Raw genomic sequence first — 19,162 nt, 5'->3', positions numbered from 1 at the left:
GGTCCGGCCCTTTCTGTCATGGTCTTGCCATGATGAAGATACCCATACAAAAATGCGATATAAATTGCCGAAATTTGCAGTATATCCATACAAAAACGTATAGTTCACAACATATCATTCGCACCGATCGGAGCACATTCATGCCCGCCAACAGCACTGATTTTGACTGGAACCACATGCGCGCCTTCCTCGCCACAGCAGAGGAGGGATCGCTGTCCGCCGCCGCCCGCCGCCTTGGGCTGACGCAGCCAACGCTGGGCCGTCAGGTCAGCACACTTGAGGAAGAGCTGAAGCTGATGCTGTTTGAGCGGGTCGGCCGCAATCTGCAACTGACCACCGCAGGCACAGAACTGCTGCAGCATGTGCAGGCGATGCAACGCGCTGCTGATCAGGTATCGCTGGTGGCCACAGGTCAATCCAAAACCATCGAAGGGCTGGTGCGCATCACCGCGAGCGAGGTGTTTTCCGCCTACCTGCTGCCCCCGATCCTAGAGGACCTACGCAACCGCGCCCCGCAGTTGGAGATTGAGATCGTCGCCGCCAACGACCTGCGCGATCTGATGCGGCGAGAGGCAGACATTGCCATTCGCCATGTGCGCCCTGACCAGCCCGACCTGATCGCGCGACTGGTCAATGAAACCGACGCCCATTTCTACGCCGCCACCCGCTATCTGGACCATAAAGGCCGCCCAAACAGCGTTGAGGATCTGGCAGATCATGAGTTCCTGAATTTCAGCACACCGGCAAACATGGTGGGGTTCTACAAACCCCTCGGCTTCCCCGTGACCGAGAAGCATTTCCTCATGGGATCAGAAAACGGCGTCGTGGCGTGGGAACTGCTGCGTCAGGGGTTCGGCATCGCCGCCATGATGGCCGAGGTGGGCCGCGTCACACCGGGGGTCGAGCAAGTCCTCCCGCAACTGGACCCGATCAAAGTGCCGATCTGGCTGACCACCCATAGGGAATTGCACACCAGCCCAAAGATCCGGCTGGTGTTTGATGTGTTGGCGGAGCATTTGGGGAAGAAGAAGGCGAGGTAACTGGCGCACACTGACCGCGCCTAAACCTCCTCTTTTGCGGGGATCAGCCGATACAATCCACGCAGCACAAGCGCCGACAGGTATGCGACGCAGACGATAAGCAAAGACAAGACAAAAATAGACCCAGTGAGATGCGCCAACTGCATATCCGACCACCGCTGAAAGGCACCTGCCAATACAGCGTATGAGGGGCCAACCTCAGCTGCTGGCAGCATAAATAAATTATCTGCATCTGTGAGTCTTGCAAAAGCATAAGCTTTGATCAGGTAAGGACCAGCGAAGCATGACAGGACCGAAAGCCCCCAAATCACGACAAGCTGTTGGAACGGAAAAACACGCTGGGTTCGAGTGATCGACCAAAAACATAAGATCACGATCACAATAAACCCAACGGCCAAAACTGCCTCAACCGGCAGGCCCAGAAGTAGAATTTCCAACTTTGATTGATACATCTTTGTCTAACATCCAAAGGAAAAAATCACCAGACCACTCACATCTTAAGCGCGATAGTACAAGATCAATCTAAATCTGCGCCCCCCTCATTGATAGAAGCTGGCCAGCCCCCTCAACTACAAAAAAGGCCCAGCAAAACGCCGGGCCTTCTTTACATCTCTCAGATCAGCTTAGCCCCGCAGGGTGCCGCCGGTGGCTTTACTGACTTTTTCGACGATCTTGGCGGCGACCGCTTCGATGTCTTTTTCCTTCAGCGTTTTGTCTTTCGGCTGCAGGCGCACGGTGATGGCGATGGATTTCTTCCCCTCCCCCAAGGACCCGCCGATGAACTGGTCAAAGACGCGCACATCCTCGATCAGCGCCTTGTCGGCACCGGCGGCGGCGTTGACCAGCGTCAGCGCCTCAACCTCGGCATCCACAACGAAGGCAAAGTCACGCTCCACCGCTTGCAGATCGCTGATGTCCAGCGCGGCGCGGGTTGCGGTTTTCTTCTTCGGTTGCGGGATTTCCTCAGGGAACAGGGTGAAGGCCACAGCCGGCCCTTTGACACCCATTTCCTGCAGGGTTTTCGGGTGCAGTTCGCCAAAGATGCCCAGCACCTTTTTCGGACCCAGACAGATCTTGCCCGAACGACCCGGATGCCACCAACCCTGCACCCCGCGCAGGATCTGCACCTTGGCCGGCGCGCCGATGGCGGCCAGCACCGCCTCAGCATCCGCCTTGGCGTCATAGACATCTACAGGGCGCGACGCACCATGCACATCCTTCGGACCCGTCTGACCGATCAGCAGGCCGGTGACCAGCAGATGCTGTTCACCCGGCTCGCCACCGTGGAAGGCGGGTCCGCATTCAAACAGCGCCATGTCGTTGAACCCACGCGCCTGATTACGGGCTGCAGCTTGCAACAGACCCGGAAGCAGCGCGGGGCGCATATGGCTCATCTCTGATGAAATCGGGTTGTCCAGCATGGTTGCATCGGCGCCACCACCGAACAGCTCCGCCGATTTACGGTCGATGAAGCTGTAGGTCACACATTCGTTGTAGCCGAGTGCGGCCGTGGTGCGGCGGGCGATCTGTTCGCGGCGCTGGATCGGCGATTGCGTCGGGCGCGGCACACCAGCCGACGGGCGCGCCAACGGGATCGGCTGCAATTTCGTCAGCGAGGCAACGCGCGCCACCTCTTCCACCAGATCGGCAGAACCCTGCACGTCCGGACGCCAGCTGGGTACATGGGCCATGTCGCCGTCCATCACGAAACCCAGTTTGGTCAGGGTGTCGCGCTGAGTGTCGGCGGGGATTTCCATGCCAACGAGCGACTGCACACGGTCCGTGTCCAGTTTGTATGCGCGCGACACATCGGGCACCTCACCGGCAACCACAACCTCAGACGCTTCACCACCGCAAAGGTCGATGATCATCTGCGTCGCATCTTCCATCGCCTGCATGTTGTAGGCGGGATCAATGCCGCGTTCGTTGCGGTAGCGCGCATCGGTATTGATCTTCAGCGCGCGGCCAGTTTTGGCGATCTGAATGGTGTCCCAAACAGCGGCTTCGAGGAAGACATTCACGGTGTCCTCGGTACAGCCAGACACCTCACCGCCCATGATGCCACCAATGGATTCCACACCGTTGCCATCAGAGATCACAACGCAACCGGCGGGGAAGGTATAGTCCTTCTCATCCAGTCCCAGCATAGTTTCACCGCCTACAGTGCGGTGCACACGCAGGTCGCCCTTGACCTTATCCGCGTCAAAGACATGCAGCGGGCGGTTGCGGTCATAGGTGAAGAAGTTGGTGATATCCACAAGGGCCGAGATCGGACGCAGGCCAATCGCGGTCAGGCGCTGCTGCAGCCATGCTGGGGAGGGGCCGTTTTTCACGCCTTTGATCAGACGCCCGGCAAAGACCTCACAGCCACCTTCACGGGTGTCTTCGTCAATGGTGATGTTGATGGTGGAGGTGAAGCTGCCGGCAACGGATGCGGTCTTGGCCGGTTTCATCTGACCCAGACCACGGGCCGCCAGATCCAGCGCGATACCGCGCACGCCCAGTGCATCGGGGCGGTTCGGGGTGATGGCAATCTCGATCACTGGATCGACCTTTTCCGGCATATTCGCGGCCAGCCAGTCAGCGAAGTGATCGCCAACCTCACCGGAGGGCAGTTCGATGATGCCGTCGTGATCGTCGCCCAGTTCCAGCTCACGCATGGAGGCCATCATGCCGTGGCTTTCAACACCGCGGATGTTGCCGACTTTGATGGTGATATCCAGACCGGGGATGTACATGCCCGGCTTGCACAGCACCACGGTGATACCCGCACGGGCGTTAGGGGCACCGCAGACGATCTGTTTTTCGCCTTCGTCGGTCGCCACCTTACAAACGCGCAGCTTGTCGGCGTCGGGGTGTTTTTCGGCCGCTTCGATCTTGGCAAGGGTGAAACCCTGCAAAGTCGCCGCCGGATCGGTGACCTCTTCGACTTCCAGACCCAGATCGGTCAGCGCGTAGAGGATGTCATCAAGGCTTGCCTGGGTGTCCAGGTGCTCTTTCAGCCAGGAGAGGGTGAATTTCATGTCTCAGCGCCCTTTTGGCAATAGTTTCATCAGTTGCGGCAATACAAATTGCCGCCAGCATCTCTTCCAGAACTTTGCCCAAAGGGCAGCGCCCGTCCCGGGGTGGGCGTGAAGCGCCCGCCCATGGGGGCGGGTCGGGCGCTGCCCGGCCTATCGGCCGGGCTATATGCGTTTTGAGTTCCGGCTTATTTACCTGCCAAACCCAAGTAGTTCATGACAATAACCGTCAAAACTGCTGCGATTACCGGAAGAACGACAGAAGAAAACACCTTGTCGGTCTGCCGACCAAGCCATCTCACGAATTTACTCAGAAGCTCATCCGACCTCATATCTGCAAGGTAGTCATGCCCATCAAGCGTCAACTTGACCGCCAACGCTCCATCCTTCGTAAACCGACCTGATATGAGATCCCTCTGACGAAGTAGACGTAGGCCCTCCCGAACCTCAGAATAAGGGAACGAAGCTCCCTCATCACGGTCATCAAAACTAGCACCATAATCATCAGCACTTTCGATATGAATCAAAAGTGCTTTGAATTTATGGCCCTCCAGCTTCACCGCGACAGCCCGCCATGCAGGGTCGGCACGTCCAGCGAGGCAAAGCCATAATGGCGCAGCCAGCGCAGGTCGCTGTCAAAGAAGGCGCGCAGGTCAGGGATACCGTATTTCAGCATCGCCAGACGGTCGATCCCCATGCCAAAGGCAAAGCCCTGCCATTCATCGGGGTTCACACCGGCGGCTTCCAGAACCTTCGGGTGCACCATGCCAGAGCCCAGAACCTCCATCCAGTCGTCGCCTTCACCGATTTTCAGCTGGCCATCGACCCAGGAACACTGAATATCCACCTCTGCCGACGGCTCAGTGAACGGGAAGTGTGAGGCACGGAAGCGGGTTTTGATGCCGTCAATCTCAAAGAAGGCGGCAAAGAACTCTTCCAGAACCCACTTGAGGTTCGCCATCGACACATCTTTGTCGATACACAGACCTTCAACCTGATGGAACATCGGCGTGTGGGTCTGATCATAGTCGGAACGGTACACGCGGCCCGGCGCAATCACGCGGATCGGGGCGCCCTGCTTTTCCATCGCGCGGGTTTGTACCGGCGAGGTGTGGGTGCGCAGCACATGCGGCGGGCGGTCATCGCCTTCGGCACGGTTCATGTAGAAAGTGTCAAACTCCTGCCGCGCGGGGTGGTGCGGTGGGATGTTGAGGCTGTCGAAATTGTACCAGTCTGTTTCGATCTGCGGGCCTTCGGCCACCGCAAAACCAAGGTTGGCAAAGATCGCAGCAATCTCTTCGCTGACCTGCGAAATCGGGTGGATGGAGCCACGACGTTCGTTGCGACCGGGCAGGGTCACGTCCAGCCATTCGGTGCGCAGGCGTTCGTCCAGCGCGGCGTCAGCCAGCGCGGATTTCTTCGCCGCGAGGGCCGCGTTGATCTCATCTTTCAGCGCGTTCAGCGCGGGGCCAGCCACCTGACGTTCCTCGGGCGTCATTTTGCCCAACTCACGCATTTTCAGGGACACCTCGCCCTTTTTGCCCACTGCCTGCAGTCGCAGGTCTTCCAGCGTTGCCTCATCGCCAGCATCCGCAATGGCGCTAAGGTATTTCTGTTTCAGATCGTCCATCCGACCCCTCCAATTCCGTTAAGGTTCTGCTAGCGAGAAGAGCCATAAAACGCAAGTGTTGGGCCAAGAATGTCTATGTCCTGCCACACGCGGGAACCGCAAAACTAACGTTCACACCAAGATTAACACCTGAGCCCAGCGCCGCTCCGAGGGGGCGGCTCGTGCCGGAGGCACGCCTTTGGCGTGACGCGGCCCAACAGTGCCTGCTGGACGGGCAGTGATCATAGGAAATTCAAAACAAAAAAGGCGGCGCCTTGCGGCACCGCCTTTCTTTTCAAACCATAATCTCAGGCTTACGCCAGAGCGGCCTTTGCTTTTTCGACGATTGCGCCGAACGCTTCGGGCTCATGTACGGCCAGATCGGCCAGTACTTTACGGTCAACTTCGATGCCAGCCAGGCCCAGACCATTGATGAAGCGCGAGTAGGTCAGCGCTTCGTCATGCGAGCGGACGGCAGCGTTGATACGCTGGATCCACAGCGAGCGGAAATTCCGCTTGCGGTTCTTGCGGTCGCGGGTTGCGTACTGGTTCGCCTTGTCAACGGCCTGACGGGCGACCTTGAAGGTGTTCTTGCGGCGGCCGTAATAGCCTTTTGCTGCCTTAATGACCTTCTTGTGGCGGGCGTGAGTCGTGGTACCACCTTTAACGCGGGACATATCAGCTCTCCTCTACTTAGCGGTCGTAGGGCATGTAGCCCTTGACGGTTTTGGCGTCGGGAGCCGACAGCGTGGTGGTGCCGCGGGCGTCGCGGATGAATTTCTTGGTGCGTTTGATCATGCCGTGGCGTTTGCCGGCTTGACCTGCGATCACTTTACCGGTCGCAGTCACCTTGAAGCGCTTTTTAGCGCTCGACTTGGTCTTCATCTTAGGCATTTTCGTCTCCTAGTCTTTGTACGATTACACGCGACTCGGCATGCCATATAGCCGGCCGCGCAGACAGGAGGCTTCTTTAGGGGGGATTCGGTCATCTGGCAAGAGGGAAAACGCAGCCCCTGCTGCAAGGCATACCCAAGAAAACAAGGCCTGCCGCGCATGTGAGAGGCGCGCTAGTTCAGGAAACCACCCGCCACCGTGATAAAGGCCAGCGGAATGTCTAACAGGTCATAGCCACCGGGCTTCACCGTGGTCGCATAAAAGCTGAGCGCAAAACCAATCAGCATGCTCAGAGCGGGCGTGCGTGGCGCATCACCCTCACTCCAGGCGTAGACAAAGGCAGGGATTGCGAAAAACATGATCGTCATACCGATCACCATGATCAGATCAGCCTGCATTGCCTGCCCTTTCACTACCACGCTAAGCCAGAGCCCGGACGGCATACCGCCCGGCCCTTGATGACAGATCTTACTCTGGATCAGTGGCGTAGATCAAACGCTCCGCACAGGGGGCGACGCGCAGGATATTAGTCGATCCTGTGACGTTGAAAGGCACCCCTGCGGTGACGAGGATCTGATCCTCTTCCTTCGCATAGCCGCCCATACGGGCCGCGCGGGCCGCATTGACCACCGCTTGTTTGAAGCGGTTCACATCCCCGCTGATCACAACACAGTCGGTGCCCCAGCTGAGCGCCAGACGTCGCGCCGTGCCGCGCAAGGGCGTCAGCGCGATGATCGGCACGCGGGGTCGTTCGCGCGACACCAGTAGCGCCGTAGTGCCCGATTGGGTAAAGCAGCAGATCGCCTTGATATCCGTGGTTTCAGCGATTTCACGCGCGGCGGCAACAATGCCGTCGGCAATGGTTTTACGGTCTGCCCGACGGCTGGCTGCGATAATTTCGCTGTAAGTACTATCTGCCTCCACCTCAATGGCGACGTTGTTCATTGTCGTCACTGCTTCAATCGGGAAGGAACCGGCGGCGGATTCCGCACTTAGCATAATCGCGTCAGACCCCTCATAGATCGCGGTGGCCACGTCCGACACCTCTGCCCGTGTGGGCATGGGCGAATCGATCATAGATTCGAGCATCTGCGTGGCCACAATCACCGGTTTCGCAGCCTTGCGACATTTACGGATCAGGCGCTTCTGGATCGGCGGGACGTTCTGCACTGGCAGTTCAACGCCCAGATCGCCACGGGCCACCATGATCCCGTCAGAGACATCAAGGATTTCATCAAAAGCTTTTACAGCGGCGGGTTTTTCAATCTTGGACAGGAGCGCGGCGCGGCCATTGGCCAGCGTGCGCGCTTCCCATACATCCTCGGGGCGCTGAACAAAGCTCAGCGCCAGCCAATCAACACCCAAATCGCAGACGAATTCCAAATCCGCCTTGTCCTTGTCCGACAGCGCCGCCAGCGGCAACACCACGTCGGGCACATTCACGCCCTTTCGGTTGGAAATCGTGCCGCCAGCAATTACCTCAGTTTCGGCAAAGTCGGGACCGCAAGCGGTCACTTTCAGGCGGATTTTGCCATCGTTGACCAGAACGGTTGTGCCCACTTCCAGTGCAGCAAAAATTTCAGGGTGCGGCAGGCAAACACGGGTCGCATCACCTGGTGTTTCGTCCAGATCCATACGGAAGACAGCGCCATTGACCAGCTCTTCGGCGTCATTGGCAAACACACCCACCCGCAACTTCGGCCCCTGCAGATCCGCCAGAATGGCGATCGGGTTGTTCAGATCGGCCTCAACCTGACGGATCATCGCGTGACGCTCGCGGATTTCTTCATGGCTGCCGTGGCTCATATTCAGGCGAAACACATCCGCCCCCGCCTCATGCAGCGCCCGAATGGTTGCATAATCATTCGAAGCCGGGCCCAGTGTGGCCACGATTTTCACGTTGCGAAAGCGTCTCATCCTCGGTTTTCCTTCCTTCGCGGCTGGTGCATCACAACACCCGCGTTACCGCTAACATTTTCTGCGTTATACGCAGACTTCGCCGCAGAAACAATTCCATTCGGTCACAAAGTGGCATAGAGCGTTTTTAAGCCAAGTGAAAGTTTCATGACCTATAAACCCTTCCATATTCACGGCGGCACTCGCGACAGCCGCTTTCTGATCACCTGCGACCACGCTGCCAATACCGTGCCAGAGTTTATCAATGGCGGCGATCTGGGCCTTGCTGAGGCGGATATGTCACGCCACATCGCCTATGACGTGGGCGCCGCAGGTGTCACCCGCGCCTTAGCTGATGCCCTCGGGTGTGCGGCCGTGCTGTCTAATTTTTCCCGCCTTGTGATTGATCCCAACCGTGGCGCCGATGACCCCACCCTGCTGATGAAGCTTTCTGATGGTGCGATCATTCCCGCCAACCGCCACGCAGATGATGCAGAGGTCAGCCGCCGCCGCAGCGCGCTTTATGATCCATATCATGAAGCACTGGCCGCACTGGCCGCGCGGCGTGAAGATACGGTTATCATCGCCATGCACTCTTTCACCCCGCAAATGCAGGGGCGCGCACCGCGTCCGTGGCATGTTGGCGTCCTGTGGGCCGAGGATGGGCGCTATGCCCACCCCCTGATCCAACGCCTGAAGGAAGAGGCCGACCTGTGCATCGGCGACAACGAACCCTACACCGGCTACCTGCCTGGCGACGCAATCGACACCCACGCCACTGCCCACGGCCGCCCCAACGCATTGATCGAAATCCGCAATGACCTCATCGAAACCGACCAACAACAACGTGGCTGGGCCACCCGTCTGGCCCCGATCCTGCTGGATGCGCTAAGCCGCAGTGGCGTTTAATCAAAGGAGCGCAAGTCATGCCCCATCTCGTTCTGGAGTTTTCGCAAGGCCTGGAAGACAGCCACGACATTCCTGCCCTGCAGCAGCTCCTGTTTGACACGCTGGCTGCCAACCCCACAATACCGACTGCCGCAAACCTAAAGATCCGTGCCAGTGCTGCCAGCTATAGTCTGATCGGATCAGAACCACAAAGTTTCGTGCACGCCACCCTGCGCCTCTTGCCGGGGCGTGACGATGATACCAAATCCCAACTGACGGGCGCTGTCCTGGAGGTTCTGCAATCGCACCTGCCGACCGTGGGCAGCCTGACCGTCGAAGCCGTGGAAATGCACGGCGCCTCATACGCCAAACGTGTTCTGTAATCCCAGCACACGCGCCAAGGAGACCACAAATGGACGACCAAACCCGCATCGAACTGGAAGCTGCAGCATTCCGCACCCTGCGTGACCACCTGATGGAAAAGCGCACCGATGTGCAAAACATCGACATGATGAACCTAGCCGGATTCTGCCGGAACTGTCTCAGTCGCTGGTACCAAGAAGCCGCCAACGAGCGCGGCATCGAAATGGATAAGAACGAGGCACGAGAGATTTTTTACGGCATGACCATGGATGAATGGAAAGCCAACTATCAAACCGACGCCAGCGCCGAGAAAAAGGCGGACTTCCAGAAGGCATTTGCTGAAAACGTCGGCACAGACAAGGCTTGAGCTGGCAAGTCAAAGGCGTTCACCGCGCTGTCCCAGATTGCTTCTGCCCGCCCCCCGGCGGACAGAAGCTTGGAACAACTCTCGCTAAATAGCGCCACTCACATGAGTTGCCCCGGCTGTGCTTATCGGGAATTTACGGTATATTTCAACTGAAAAGCGCAACCGGCACCACGTATTATCGTGAGTCGTGGATATTGTTTTAAGTCTGCACTTATTCGCACACGGGCGATCGCGCCCATGATCGCCGCGAAGATTGTGTGCGGAAACCAGCTCGCTCGGCAGGGACACCTGCAACTGGTCTTCACTTGAGCAGCACGCACACCTCAGTCAGCAAATCCTCTGCTGCGGTATCGATCGGTGAATTCAAGTAAACCTCAAACGGCGCCAAATCCGCCGCCTCTTCCCCACTTTCCGGCAACCAGCGGCCATAGAGATAGTGGTAAGCCTCTGACATATTAGAATAAGGCCCCTTGTAGGTCAGCTTGGCCACTCGTCCGGCAGGATAGGTCTGCACTTCCAACCCTTCGGGCACTTCTGCACCTTCAGTCAGGATCAACGCTGCGAAACTGCGCAGGTCTGCCTCTGGCGTTTCACTGGGATCATCGCAGTAAATCCCGGCCATCCCCTGCGTTGTGGGCCACAGCCCCCGCGTTGTTGCAAGAGCGGCCAGCTCCTCAAATTTAGCGGCAATCCCATTATACGATCCCTTGTGACTCACCCCCGCGAAACGCAGTGCATCACAGTCTTCAACAACAACATCAAACATTCTGAACTCCTCTGGTTTCATCTGGCGCAGCGCCACCAGCGGCACGCCCTGTTTGCGAAACGTCAAAGGGGTCACGCCATAGGCGGCGCGGAAGGCCCGACCAAAGCTTTGCGGGGTGGGATAGCCCACCTGTCGCGCCACCTCGGCCACCGGTAGGTCACCACGCGCCAACATTAACGAGGCCTGATGCAACCGCACCCGCCGCACCATATCGGCGCAGGTCTCACCCATCATCGCATGAAACACCCGATGCCAATGAAACCGCGACATCGCCGCCACATCCGCCAGCCGGTCCAACGACAGATCGCCAGCGGGATTATCGTGGATATATCGCACCACACGGCGGATCCGGTCCTCATAATTCTGGCTCATCACGCCCTCTTGTCATTTCGCATCGTCTGAATGCCTCATCCCGAATGAACAAGTCTTGCTGAACTGCCCTCCCCGTGCCCTTTTCAATGTTCCGATAAATCCTCTAGGGGAATACGCCAAAGGCGCAGGGCCAAGCCCCCGGTCAAATCAGGCCCGCTCATCCTTCGGCGATTCCAGAACCACAAAGGTGGTGATCGAGTTTACCTGATCCAGTGTCCCCAAAACATCCGTGTGAAAACGTTTGTAATCCGCAAGATCCCGCGCCTCGACGCGCAACAGGTATTCAACATTGCCCGTGATATTATGACACTCGCGCACCTCTGGCGCGCGCGCGATCGACCGCTCAAACGCCCCCTGGGCCTGTTTGGTATGCAGATTCAATCCCACAGTCATATAGGCCACAAACCCCACATCCCGCGCCGTCGGGTTGATCACCGCACGGTATCCCTGAATCACGCCACTACGCTCCAGTTCCTGCACGCGACGCAAACAGGCAGAGGGCGACAGGCCCACACGATCGGCCAGTTCCAGATTGGACAGACGACCGTCGCGAAACAGCTCATGCAATATGTTGTCGTTTATGCTGTCTTTTTTGGCCATTTATTGCATCCTTTTTCCAATCACACCATCAATCGCAATTTAATGAGGATATCAACAGCATAATATTGCCCAATGACTTACGAATTAATCCCCGCCCTCTCTGCCTTTGCTTTTGTTACCTCGGTTACACCGGGACCGAACAACCTGATGCTGATGACATCCGGCGCGAACTACGGCTTCCGTCGCACCATCCCGCATATGCTGGGCGTCGCTATTGGTTTCACCATTATGGTCGTTTTAGTGGGGATCGGCTTGATGGGACTCTTTGATGCCTACCCTGCCAGCCACACCGTGCTGAAGGTCGCCGGAATCACCTACCTCTTGTGGCTGGCATGGAAAATTGCCAATTCTGGCATGCCCGAAACCAGCGGGCGCGATGGCAAGCCGATGACCTTGTTTCAGGGTGCAGCCTTTCAGTGGGTGAACCCAAAGGCATGGCAAATGGCACTCTCAGCAATCACGCTCTATGCGCCTGACCGAACCATGTGGTCCGTGTTGATGGTGGCCGTGATCTTTGGTGCAATTAACCTGCCGACAGTCAGCAGTTGGACTGTGCTTGGCCAACAAATGAACCGCGTTCTGTCATCCCCGAAACGCTTGCGTATATTCAACGTGACGATGGCACTTTTGCTGGTCGGCTCCTTACTCGCGGTTCTTTGAGCAAGCGCACGACTGCTTTTTTGCATGGAAACTCCGGATGCAACCGCCGTAACGTCACATGCGATATTGCATCTGGGGCCATGGAACGCCATATATCCTGCGTTCCAATATTGGAGAGTGACAGAACATGACCAACTACCTCGACTTTGAACGCCCGCTTGCCGAGATCGAAGGCAAAGCCGAAGAGCTGCGCGCCATGGCCCGCCAGAACGAGGAGATGGACATCGAAGAGGAAGCCGCCGCGCTGGACAAGAAAGCGTCCGACATGCTGGCCGATCTCTACAAGTCGCTGACCCCGTGGCGCAAATGTCAGGTCGCCCGTCACCCCGACCGACCGCATTGCAAAGACTACATCGAAGCACTGTTCACCGAATACACCCCGCTGGCCGGGGATCGTAATTTTGCCGATGACCACGCCGTCATGGGCGGTTTGGCGCGTTTTGGAGACACCCCTGTGGTGGTGATCGGCCATGAAAAGGGCAACGACACCAAAAGCCGGATCGAACGCAACTTCGGCATGGCGCGCCCTGAGGGCTACCGCAAAGCTGTACGCCTTTTGGAAATGGCAGATAAGTTCAACCTGCCCGTCGTGACGCTGGTCGACACGCCCGGCGCCTACCCCGGCAAAGGCGCAGAAGAGCGCGGCCAGTCCGAGGCAATTGCCCGTTCCACTGAAAAATGCTTGCAAATCGGCGTTCCGCTGATCTCGATCGTCATTGGCGAAGGTGGCTCTGGCGGCGCGGTCGCCTTTGCCACAGCAAACCGCGTGGCGATGCTGGAACATTCGGTTTATTCGGTAATCAGCCCCGAAGGCTGCGCGTCAATCCTGTGGAAAGACGCCGAAAAAATGCGCGAAGCAGCAGAAGCCCTGCGCCTGACTGCGCAGGATCTGAACAATCTGGGCGTGGCTGACCGTGTGATCGGCGAGCCGCTGGGTGGTGCGCATCGTGACGCGGACGCTTCGATCAAGGCCGTGGGTGACGCGATCCAGACCATGCTGAACGAACTGTCCGGCCAGTCGCGTGAGAAGCTGGTGAAAGATCGTCGCCAGAAATTCCTCGACATGGGCAGCAAAGGTCTGGCGGCGTAACGCCCCTTTTCCCCGAAATACAAAAGGCCGCGCCGCAAACAGCGACGCGGCCTTTTTATTTTTTTGGGATCTTTCAGATCAAACCCATTTAGCCATTGGCGGCAGACTCATCAGAACGGCGTTGGCGTCGTGACCGGTTTCCAGACCGAACTTGGTCCCGCGATCATAGACAAGGTTATATTCCGCATAGAGGCCGCGGTGCTGCAGCTGCTGATCCTTATCCGCATCCGACCAGTCCTGCGTCCGGCGTTTTTCCGTCACCGGCAGGAAGGCAGGCAGGAAGGCGCGGCCAACGTCCTGAATGAAGGCGAAATCCTTCTCCCAGTCGCCGGAGTTGTGATCATCAAGAAAGATCCCACCAACACCGCGTGCACGGCCCCGATGCGGCACAAAGAAATATTCGTCCGCCCATTCCTTCAGCCGCGGATAAAAAGCGGTGTCGTGCTTGTCACAGTATTCCTGCTGCACTGCATGGAAATGCGTGGTGTCTTCATCATATTCGATGCAGGGGTTCAGGTCCGATCCCCCACCGAACCACCACGCATGCGGGGTCCAGAACATACGCGTGTTCATATGCACCGCAGGGGTATGCGGGTTCTGCATATGCGCAACCAGCGAAATGCCAGAGGCCCAGAAGCGCGGATCCTCTTTCATCCCTGGAATGCCTTTACGCGCAGCCATCGCGTTTTGGGCACGTTCGCCCAATTCGCCGTAAACAGTAGAGATGTTGACGCCGACCTTTTCAAACACGCGCCCGCCGCGCATCACGCTCATCAACCCGCCACCCGCGTCTGACCCATCAGCAGAGGCGCGTTTCGTTTCCGTCACCTCAAACCGGCCCGCAGGTTGGTCTGCGAAGGGCCCCGTGGTCTGGCTGTCTTCCAGCGCCTCAAAGGCGGTGACGATCTGATCCCGCAATTCATGGAACCACGCACTGGCGCTTTGCTTTTCCTGTGCAAACTCTTCCGACATCTCGGCGCTCCTTCATCCTGTTGACAGGGGTTTAGCAGGTGCGGCGAAAGGCGGAAAGCGTGCGATAGGTCGCGTGGAGAGAAGAGAGCCACAAGAGGTTCGCACCCGAGCCGAAGGCGAACGATACTTAGCGCGACCGCTTATCCCAACCAAACGTTTGCGCATTGCACAGTGGTTGGAAATTTGCGCCCGCCTTGTGGGCAGGGCGGGCCTGAACCGTCTCACTGCGTGATCCGGAAAATGAATTAAGTTAGTGCGCGGGTGCTGTTACCGGATCCATCAAGGTGCGGCCACCGTCCACGGTCATGATCTGGCCGGTCATGAAGCCTGAAGCGTCAGAGGCAAGGAATTGCGCCGCCTCTGTCAATTCGGTCGGGGCCGCAATACGGCCCAGCGGGGTGCGGTTTTCGATCTCATCGCGGAACTCGCCGTTTTCGCGCAGGATTTCCTTCAGGCTGTTCGACATAACAGACCCAAAGGCCAGACCATTCACCCGAATGCGGTTCGGTGCCAATGCCACAGCCATCGAACGGGTCATCTGATCCAAAGCGGCGGTTGAAACCGAATAGGCCAAGAGATCTGGACTGGTGCGACGCGACGCGATGCAGGAGATGTTGACGATGGTGCCCACTGTCCCCTCACCGCCCTCTTCGGCCTGTTTGATCATACGCTTGGCCACCAGCTGCGACAGCTTGAGAGAGGTCAGCAGGTTCTGCTGCAGCATCATCTCCATCGCGTCATCGCTGTTCAGCGGATCGGCGGCGATGATCTGACGCGAGGCGTTGACCAGAATGTCGACACTGTCAAACGCATCCAGCGTCGCGGACAGCAAGTTCGCCAGCGTCAGCTTTTCGCGCAAGTCACCGGCGAAGTAGCGATGCGCATTGCCTTCCTCGTTCGGGCCCAATTCGCGGATCAGGTTTTCCTCATCCATATCGGCGAAGATGACATTGGCACCCTTGTCCAAGAAATGGCGGCCAATCGCCAGGCCGATGCCGTTGGCCCCGCCAGTGACGATGGCCGTTTTGCCTGAAATCGCAAATGACATGGATATCTCCTAAACGAAGCCTGAACTAGAGTGGCGCCTTACGCGTTGCCCGCACGACGCTTGCGCGCTGCATGTAGAACCTTGAATCGATTATCGCCAGCTATTTCTTCCACATCCAGAAACAGCTGGGCAAGTGTTGCCTCATAGGGCAATTGGCGGTTTGCCACCAACCACAGCTGGCCTGACAACGCCAGATTACGCGCCGCATTGACGATAAACGCCTGACCCAATTGCGGTTCTGCCGCCCGTCCAGTGTGAAACGGCGGATTCATGATCACCCCGTCCAGCAAGCGGTCTGACCGCCAGTTGGTTGCATCTGCCCAATAAAACGACGCCCGTTCATCTCTGACATTCTCACGCGCACAAGACAGGCTGGTATGCTCCGCCTCGACCAAGGCCAGCGATTTCACCGTGTCACGGCTGAGGATCGCGCGGGACAGATAGCCCCAACCTGCGCCGAGGTCTGCCAGATGCTTCCCCAGTTTCACAGGCAGCGCGTCGACCAAAAGGCGCGATGCAGGATCAATACCGTCGGCGGAAAACACACCAGGGGCCGTGATCAGCCCCTCATCAATCTCTTGCCGCGCAGGGGCCGCCCAAGCGGTGAGCGCATCGCCCAGATCATCCGCCGCGACCCAGAACAGTTTGCCATGCGCCTTGGCGATGGAATTTTGCAGCGGCGCTGCCTTGCGCATTTCTTTCAACAGGCTGTCGATGCCTTCGGTTTTCAGCCCGTCGACCACCAGCGTCTGCACGCCTAACGCCAGCGCCTCGGCCACCATCGCCTTGGCCAGCTTTTTGGCCCGTGGCAGAAAGATCAGGCCGGTTGCAAACTTACCCTCCGCTGCAGTGACAACATCCCAGCCTGCTGCGGCGAAACGATCGTGGTCGGGCTTATATCCCACCACCAGTTGGCACTGGGCCTGCGGCAGGTCGCGCAGGTCCACATCGCTGCGAGCGCCAAAAACTACTGTGCGCCCTTCTGACAGGAACAAACCGCCCCCATTCAGAGCCAGCGACAAACGCGGATGAGACATCAGATTATCCGGCGATCCGTAAACGGATCACTCCTTTTCCATGGTGCATTGCAACGGGTGTTGATGGCGGCGGGCGAAATCCATCACCTGCGTCACCTTGGTTTCGGCGATCTCATGGCTGAACACGCCCACAATCGCCACGCCTTTTTTATGCACGGTCAGCATAATCTCAAACGCCTGCGAGTGGTTCATACCAAAGAAGCGCTCAAGAATGTGGACCACAAACTCCATCGGGGTGTAGTCGTCATTCAGCAACATCACTTTGTAAAGCGGCGGGCGCTTCGTCTTGGGACGGGTTTCCAGCGCGACAGAACTGTCGCCACCGAAGTCATCATCGTTGTCAGATGTCATCACAATCATCGGTACGGCAGGGTCAATCATGGAACGTGTCTTCAGTGTAATGCGGTGGGCTATAGAACGGTCTATATAACCTGTGTTGTAGGTTAGAAAAGAGGTCTGCTATCCGCAGACCTGTCTATCAGCGCGATTCGGGGGCAAAATTGGCCAGTAAACTTACAACAATTGGCTTTGATGCGGATGATACGCTTTGGCACAACGAACGATTTTTCCGCATCACGCAGGATCGATTCGCGGAATTGTTGCGTGATCACGCAGATGATCACCACCTGAGCGAGCGCTTGCTGGCCGCTGAACGGCGCAATCTGGGCCACTACGGGTTCGGGGTGAAAGGATTCGTTCTGTCGATGATCGAAACCGCGTTGGAGGTGACGGACAATCGAGTCCCCGGTGAGGTACTTCGTGAGTTGATTGATGCCGGGCAAGAGATGTTGCAGCACCCGATCGAACTGTTGCCTCATGCGCATACTGCGGTGGAGGCCATAGCCAGCACTCACCGTGTTTTGCTGATCACAAAGGGCGACCTCTTGGATCAGGAACGCAAGCTGGCCCAATCGGGGCTGGGCGATCTGTTCGATGGGGTCGAAATTGTCAGCGACAAAAATCCCGCCGTCTACACCCGCATCTTTGCCAAGCATGGTGACGGGGCCAAACGCGGCCTGATGGTGGGCAATTCGATGAAGTCCGACGTGGTCCCGATGGTCGAGGCTGGTGGCTGGGGCATCTACGTACCCCATGGTGAGATCTGGGAGTTTGAAAAGGCCCCTGCCCCCGAAACATCGCCCAAATATCAGGCACTGGATCATCTGGGACAGCTGCCAGCGCTGATCGAGCGGATCGAAAAGAGTTAAAAGTTTTCACTCTCTTTTGTGGTCATTATTCTCACTTATGAGAATCAGCAAGAGAACAGCCCATGGATACCCTCCTTGCCCAACAGCTTTGTAAGCTGCGCAACCAATCGGGGTGGACGCTGGACCAACTGGTGCAGAAAACTGGCGTCAGTCGCGCCACGCTCGCCCGTCTGGAAAAGGCACAGGTCAGCCCGACCACCGACACCCTTGCCAAACTGTGCCGCGCCTATGGCATCTCTATGTCGCGGCTCTTGGCCCTGGTGGAGGATCAGGCGACCCCTGTTATCACCGCCACTTCGCGCAAGTCATGGTCAGATCCTGCGACCGGTTTCAAGCGCAGTGTTATTTCCCCACCCAGTGCTGATCTGGCGGGCGAATGGCTGAACTGTCACCTGCCTGCGAACCAACGCATAAACTATGACACGCCACCGCGTGCGGGGCTGGAGCACCACCTGCTGCTGCTGTCAGGACAGTTGACGGTCACAGTCGACGAAACCGCGCACCTGCTGAACACAGGCGACTGTCTGCGTTACCGGCTTTACGGCGCAAGCTGTTTTGAAACCGGCCCAGAAGACGCGCATTACCACCTGTTTTTACTGTGAGAGGGACAATGATCACCGAATGGACCGCTGAAGAAATGCGCACAGGCCTTGATGATCTCTCAGGCATCTTACACGCCTGCGTGCTGGATGGTGCCAGCGTCGGCTTCATCCTGCCCCATGACCTGAGCGATGCCCGCGCGTTCTGGCAGGGACTGTTAGCACAGGTACAATCCGGCGCCCGACGTCTGTTTGTAGCAGTGGAGGAAGGGCATGCCGTCGGCGTGGCCACCCTGATCACAGCCATGCCCGACAACCAGCCCCATCGTGGCGAGGTGTCCAAGCTGCTGGTGCACCCTGACCATCGCCGCAAAGGTCTGGCGCGGCAGTTGATGCAACATCTGGAGATGACTGCACGGGACATGGGCAAGGGTCTGCTGACCCTCGACACCCGCACTGGCGACAATGCCGAACCGCTTTACCGTGATCTGGGATATCAGACCGCGGGGGTGATTCCCGGCTACTGTCTGGATGCCGGCGGCCAGCACCTCGATTCGACAACCTATATGTTCAAACCACTGAGTGCCTGAGCCAACACAATTGCGTTGCCTCCTTGCGGTCACAGCAGGATTGGACACCACATCTGCCTAATTCTATGACGTTTACAGCCCCACTACACCCAAAAGCGGTAACGCGGATACAACAATGCGCGCTTTATTCAAAGGCCTCTCTATGTTAGCCTGATCGAAAGCAGATTTAGCCAGACCGGACTTAATCCGGCAGTGCAGAGGCA

The 19,162-nt window shown here is 57.7% G+C and carries 23 protein-coding genes; 9 read left to right on the top strand and 14 right to left on the bottom strand.

The annotated features are described in order from the left end of the window. Positions 1 to 140 precede the first annotated feature (140 nt). Positions 141 to 1,040 (top strand): LysR family transcriptional regulator, encoded by a 900-nt coding sequence (locus MHM86_RS14100; RefSeq protein ID WP_239200685.1) that lies wholly within the window; start codon positions 141 to 143, stop codon positions 1,038 to 1,040. Between the two features lie 20 nt (positions 1,041 to 1,060). On the opposite strand, the gene MHM86_RS14095 is transcribed toward MHM86_RS14100, so the two are convergent. From MHM86_RS14095 to pyk, 8 genes are all read right to left on the bottom strand, one after another. Beyond that, a complete protein-coding gene (locus tag MHM86_RS14095; protein WP_239200684.1) occupies positions 1,061 to 1,492 on the bottom strand; it encodes a hypothetical protein in 432 nt (143 codons plus the stop codon). A gap of 171 nt (positions 1,493 to 1,663) precedes the next feature. Further along, on the bottom strand, positions 1,664 to 4,063 hold the full coding sequence (gene pheT / locus MHM86_RS14090) for a phenylalanine--tRNA ligase subunit beta (protein WP_239200683.1): 2,400 nt from the start codon (positions 4,061 to 4,063) through the stop codon (positions 1,664 to 1,666). A gap of 185 nt (positions 4,064 to 4,248) precedes the next feature. Beyond that, complete coding sequence (locus MHM86_RS14085) at positions 4,249 to 4,620, bottom strand: DUF2513 domain-containing protein (RefSeq protein ID WP_239200682.1); 372 nt, start codon at positions 4,618 to 4,620, stop codon at positions 4,249 to 4,251. Further along, positions 4,617 to 5,690 (bottom strand): phenylalanine--tRNA ligase subunit alpha, encoded by a 1,074-nt coding sequence (pheS, locus tag MHM86_RS14080; RefSeq protein ID WP_239200681.1) that lies wholly within the window; start codon positions 5,688 to 5,690, stop codon positions 4,617 to 4,619. Before pheS ends, MHM86_RS14085 begins: the two co-directional genes overlap by 4 nt. Before the next feature lie 293 nt (positions 5,691 to 5,983). Next, complete coding sequence (gene rplT / locus MHM86_RS14075) at positions 5,984 to 6,346, bottom strand: 50S ribosomal protein L20 (RefSeq protein ID WP_239200679.1); 363 nt, start codon at positions 6,344 to 6,346, stop codon at positions 5,984 to 5,986. A gap of 16 nt (positions 6,347 to 6,362) precedes the next feature. Further along, positions 6,363 to 6,563, bottom strand: a complete 201-nt coding sequence (gene rpmI, locus MHM86_RS14070) for a 50S ribosomal protein L35 (RefSeq protein WP_058317667.1) — start codon at positions 6,561 to 6,563, stop codon at positions 6,363 to 6,365. Between the two features lie 173 nt (positions 6,564 to 6,736). Then, positions 6,737 to 6,961 carry a hypothetical protein gene (locus MHM86_RS14065; protein WP_239200677.1) on the bottom strand — a complete coding sequence of 75 codons (225 nt, stop codon included), beginning with the start codon at positions 6,959 to 6,961 and terminating at the stop codon, positions 6,737 to 6,739. A 70-nt stretch (positions 6,962 to 7,031) separates the two neighbouring features. After that, positions 7,032 to 8,480 (bottom strand): pyruvate kinase, encoded by a 1,449-nt coding sequence (gene pyk / locus MHM86_RS14060; protein WP_239200675.1) that lies wholly within the window; start codon positions 8,478 to 8,480, stop codon positions 7,032 to 7,034. A 147-nt stretch (positions 8,481 to 8,627) separates the two neighbouring features. Between pyk and MHM86_RS14055 the strand changes: the two genes are divergently transcribed. The 3 genes from MHM86_RS14055 to MHM86_RS14045 are packed head-to-tail and all read left to right on the top strand — an operon-like array spanning position 8,628 to position 10,077. Then, positions 8,628 to 9,368, top strand: coding sequence for an N-formylglutamate amidohydrolase (locus tag MHM86_RS14055; RefSeq protein ID WP_239200674.1), 741 nt, complete (start codon positions 8,628 to 8,630; stop codon positions 9,366 to 9,368). 17 nt (positions 9,369 to 9,385) lie between these two features. Then, positions 9,386 to 9,730, top strand: coding sequence for a 5-carboxymethyl-2-hydroxymuconate Delta-isomerase (locus tag MHM86_RS14050; protein ID WP_239200673.1), 345 nt, complete (start codon positions 9,386 to 9,388; stop codon positions 9,728 to 9,730). Positions 9,731 to 9,759: 29 nt separating this feature from the next. Beyond that, positions 9,760 to 10,077 (top strand): DUF1244 domain-containing protein, encoded by a 318-nt coding sequence (locus MHM86_RS14045; RefSeq protein WP_239200672.1) that lies wholly within the window; start codon positions 9,760 to 9,762, stop codon positions 10,075 to 10,077. Positions 10,078 to 10,378: 301 nt separating this feature from the next. On the opposite strand, the gene MHM86_RS14040 is transcribed toward MHM86_RS14045, so the two are convergent. Both MHM86_RS14040 and MHM86_RS14035 read right to left on the bottom strand, forming a co-directional pair. After that, a complete protein-coding gene (locus MHM86_RS14040) occupies positions 10,379 to 11,215 on the bottom strand; it encodes a GyrI-like domain-containing protein (protein WP_239200671.1) in 837 nt (278 codons plus the stop codon). A gap of 147 nt (positions 11,216 to 11,362) precedes the next feature. Further along, positions 11,363 to 11,815 (bottom strand): Lrp/AsnC family transcriptional regulator, encoded by a 453-nt coding sequence (locus tag MHM86_RS14035; protein ID WP_239200670.1) that lies wholly within the window; start codon positions 11,813 to 11,815, stop codon positions 11,363 to 11,365. Positions 11,816 to 11,887: 72 nt separating this feature from the next. Between MHM86_RS14035 and MHM86_RS14030 the strand changes: the two genes are divergently transcribed. Both MHM86_RS14030 and MHM86_RS14025 read left to right on the top strand, forming a co-directional pair. Beyond that, positions 11,888 to 12,475, top strand: a complete 588-nt coding sequence (locus MHM86_RS14030; RefSeq protein WP_239200669.1) for a LysE family translocator — start codon at positions 11,888 to 11,890, stop codon at positions 12,473 to 12,475. A 127-nt stretch (positions 12,476 to 12,602) separates the two neighbouring features. Continuing rightward, entirely contained in the window at positions 12,603 to 13,565 is a 963-nt protein-coding gene (locus MHM86_RS14025) for an acetyl-CoA carboxylase carboxyltransferase subunit alpha (protein ID WP_239200668.1), read from the top strand. Between the two features lie 78 nt (positions 13,566 to 13,643). Here MHM86_RS14025 and hemF read toward each other — a convergent pair whose 3' ends face one another. From hemF to clpS, 4 genes are all read right to left on the bottom strand, one after another. Further along, entirely contained in the window at positions 13,644 to 14,537 is an 894-nt protein-coding gene (gene hemF / locus MHM86_RS14020) for an oxygen-dependent coproporphyrinogen oxidase (RefSeq protein WP_239200666.1), read from the bottom strand. 250 nt (positions 14,538 to 14,787) lie between these two features. Further along, on the bottom strand, positions 14,788 to 15,585 hold the full coding sequence (locus MHM86_RS14015) for an SDR family NAD(P)-dependent oxidoreductase (RefSeq protein WP_239200664.1): 798 nt from the start codon (positions 15,583 to 15,585) through the stop codon (positions 14,788 to 14,790). A 38-nt stretch (positions 15,586 to 15,623) separates the two neighbouring features. Continuing rightward, positions 15,624 to 16,622, bottom strand: a complete 999-nt coding sequence (locus MHM86_RS14010; RefSeq protein ID WP_239200662.1) for a class I SAM-dependent methyltransferase — start codon at positions 16,620 to 16,622, stop codon at positions 15,624 to 15,626. A gap of 27 nt (positions 16,623 to 16,649) precedes the next feature. Beyond that, entirely contained in the window at positions 16,650 to 16,982 is a 333-nt protein-coding gene (gene clpS / locus MHM86_RS14005) for an ATP-dependent Clp protease adapter ClpS (protein WP_370644162.1), read from the bottom strand. Between the two features lie 140 nt (positions 16,983 to 17,122). Between clpS and MHM86_RS14000 the strand changes: the two genes are divergently transcribed. The 3 genes from MHM86_RS14000 (at position 17,123) to MHM86_RS13990 (ending at position 18,959) form a co-directional block, all read left to right on the top strand. After that, positions 17,123 to 17,830 carry an HAD family hydrolase gene (locus MHM86_RS14000; RefSeq protein ID WP_239200660.1) on the top strand — a complete coding sequence of 236 codons (708 nt, stop codon included), beginning with the start codon at positions 17,123 to 17,125 and terminating at the stop codon, positions 17,828 to 17,830. A 62-nt stretch (positions 17,831 to 17,892) separates the two neighbouring features. After that, positions 17,893 to 18,432, top strand: coding sequence for a helix-turn-helix domain-containing protein (locus MHM86_RS13995; RefSeq protein ID WP_239200658.1), 540 nt, complete (start codon positions 17,893 to 17,895; stop codon positions 18,430 to 18,432). Positions 18,433 to 18,440: 8 nt separating this feature from the next. After that, a complete protein-coding gene (locus MHM86_RS13990) occupies positions 18,441 to 18,959 on the top strand; it encodes a GNAT family N-acetyltransferase (RefSeq protein WP_239200656.1) in 519 nt (172 codons plus the stop codon). The last annotated feature ends 203 nt before the right edge of the window (positions 18,960 to 19,162 follow it).

This window comes from Thalassobius sp. Cn5-15, from assembly GCF_022347685.1.
In the GTDB taxonomy this organism is placed as follows: domain Bacteria; phylum Pseudomonadota; class Alphaproteobacteria; order Rhodobacterales; family Rhodobacteraceae; genus Thalassobius.
Note: the sequence above shows the minus strand (reverse complement) of the source record. Positions and strands in the feature narration are given on the sequence as shown.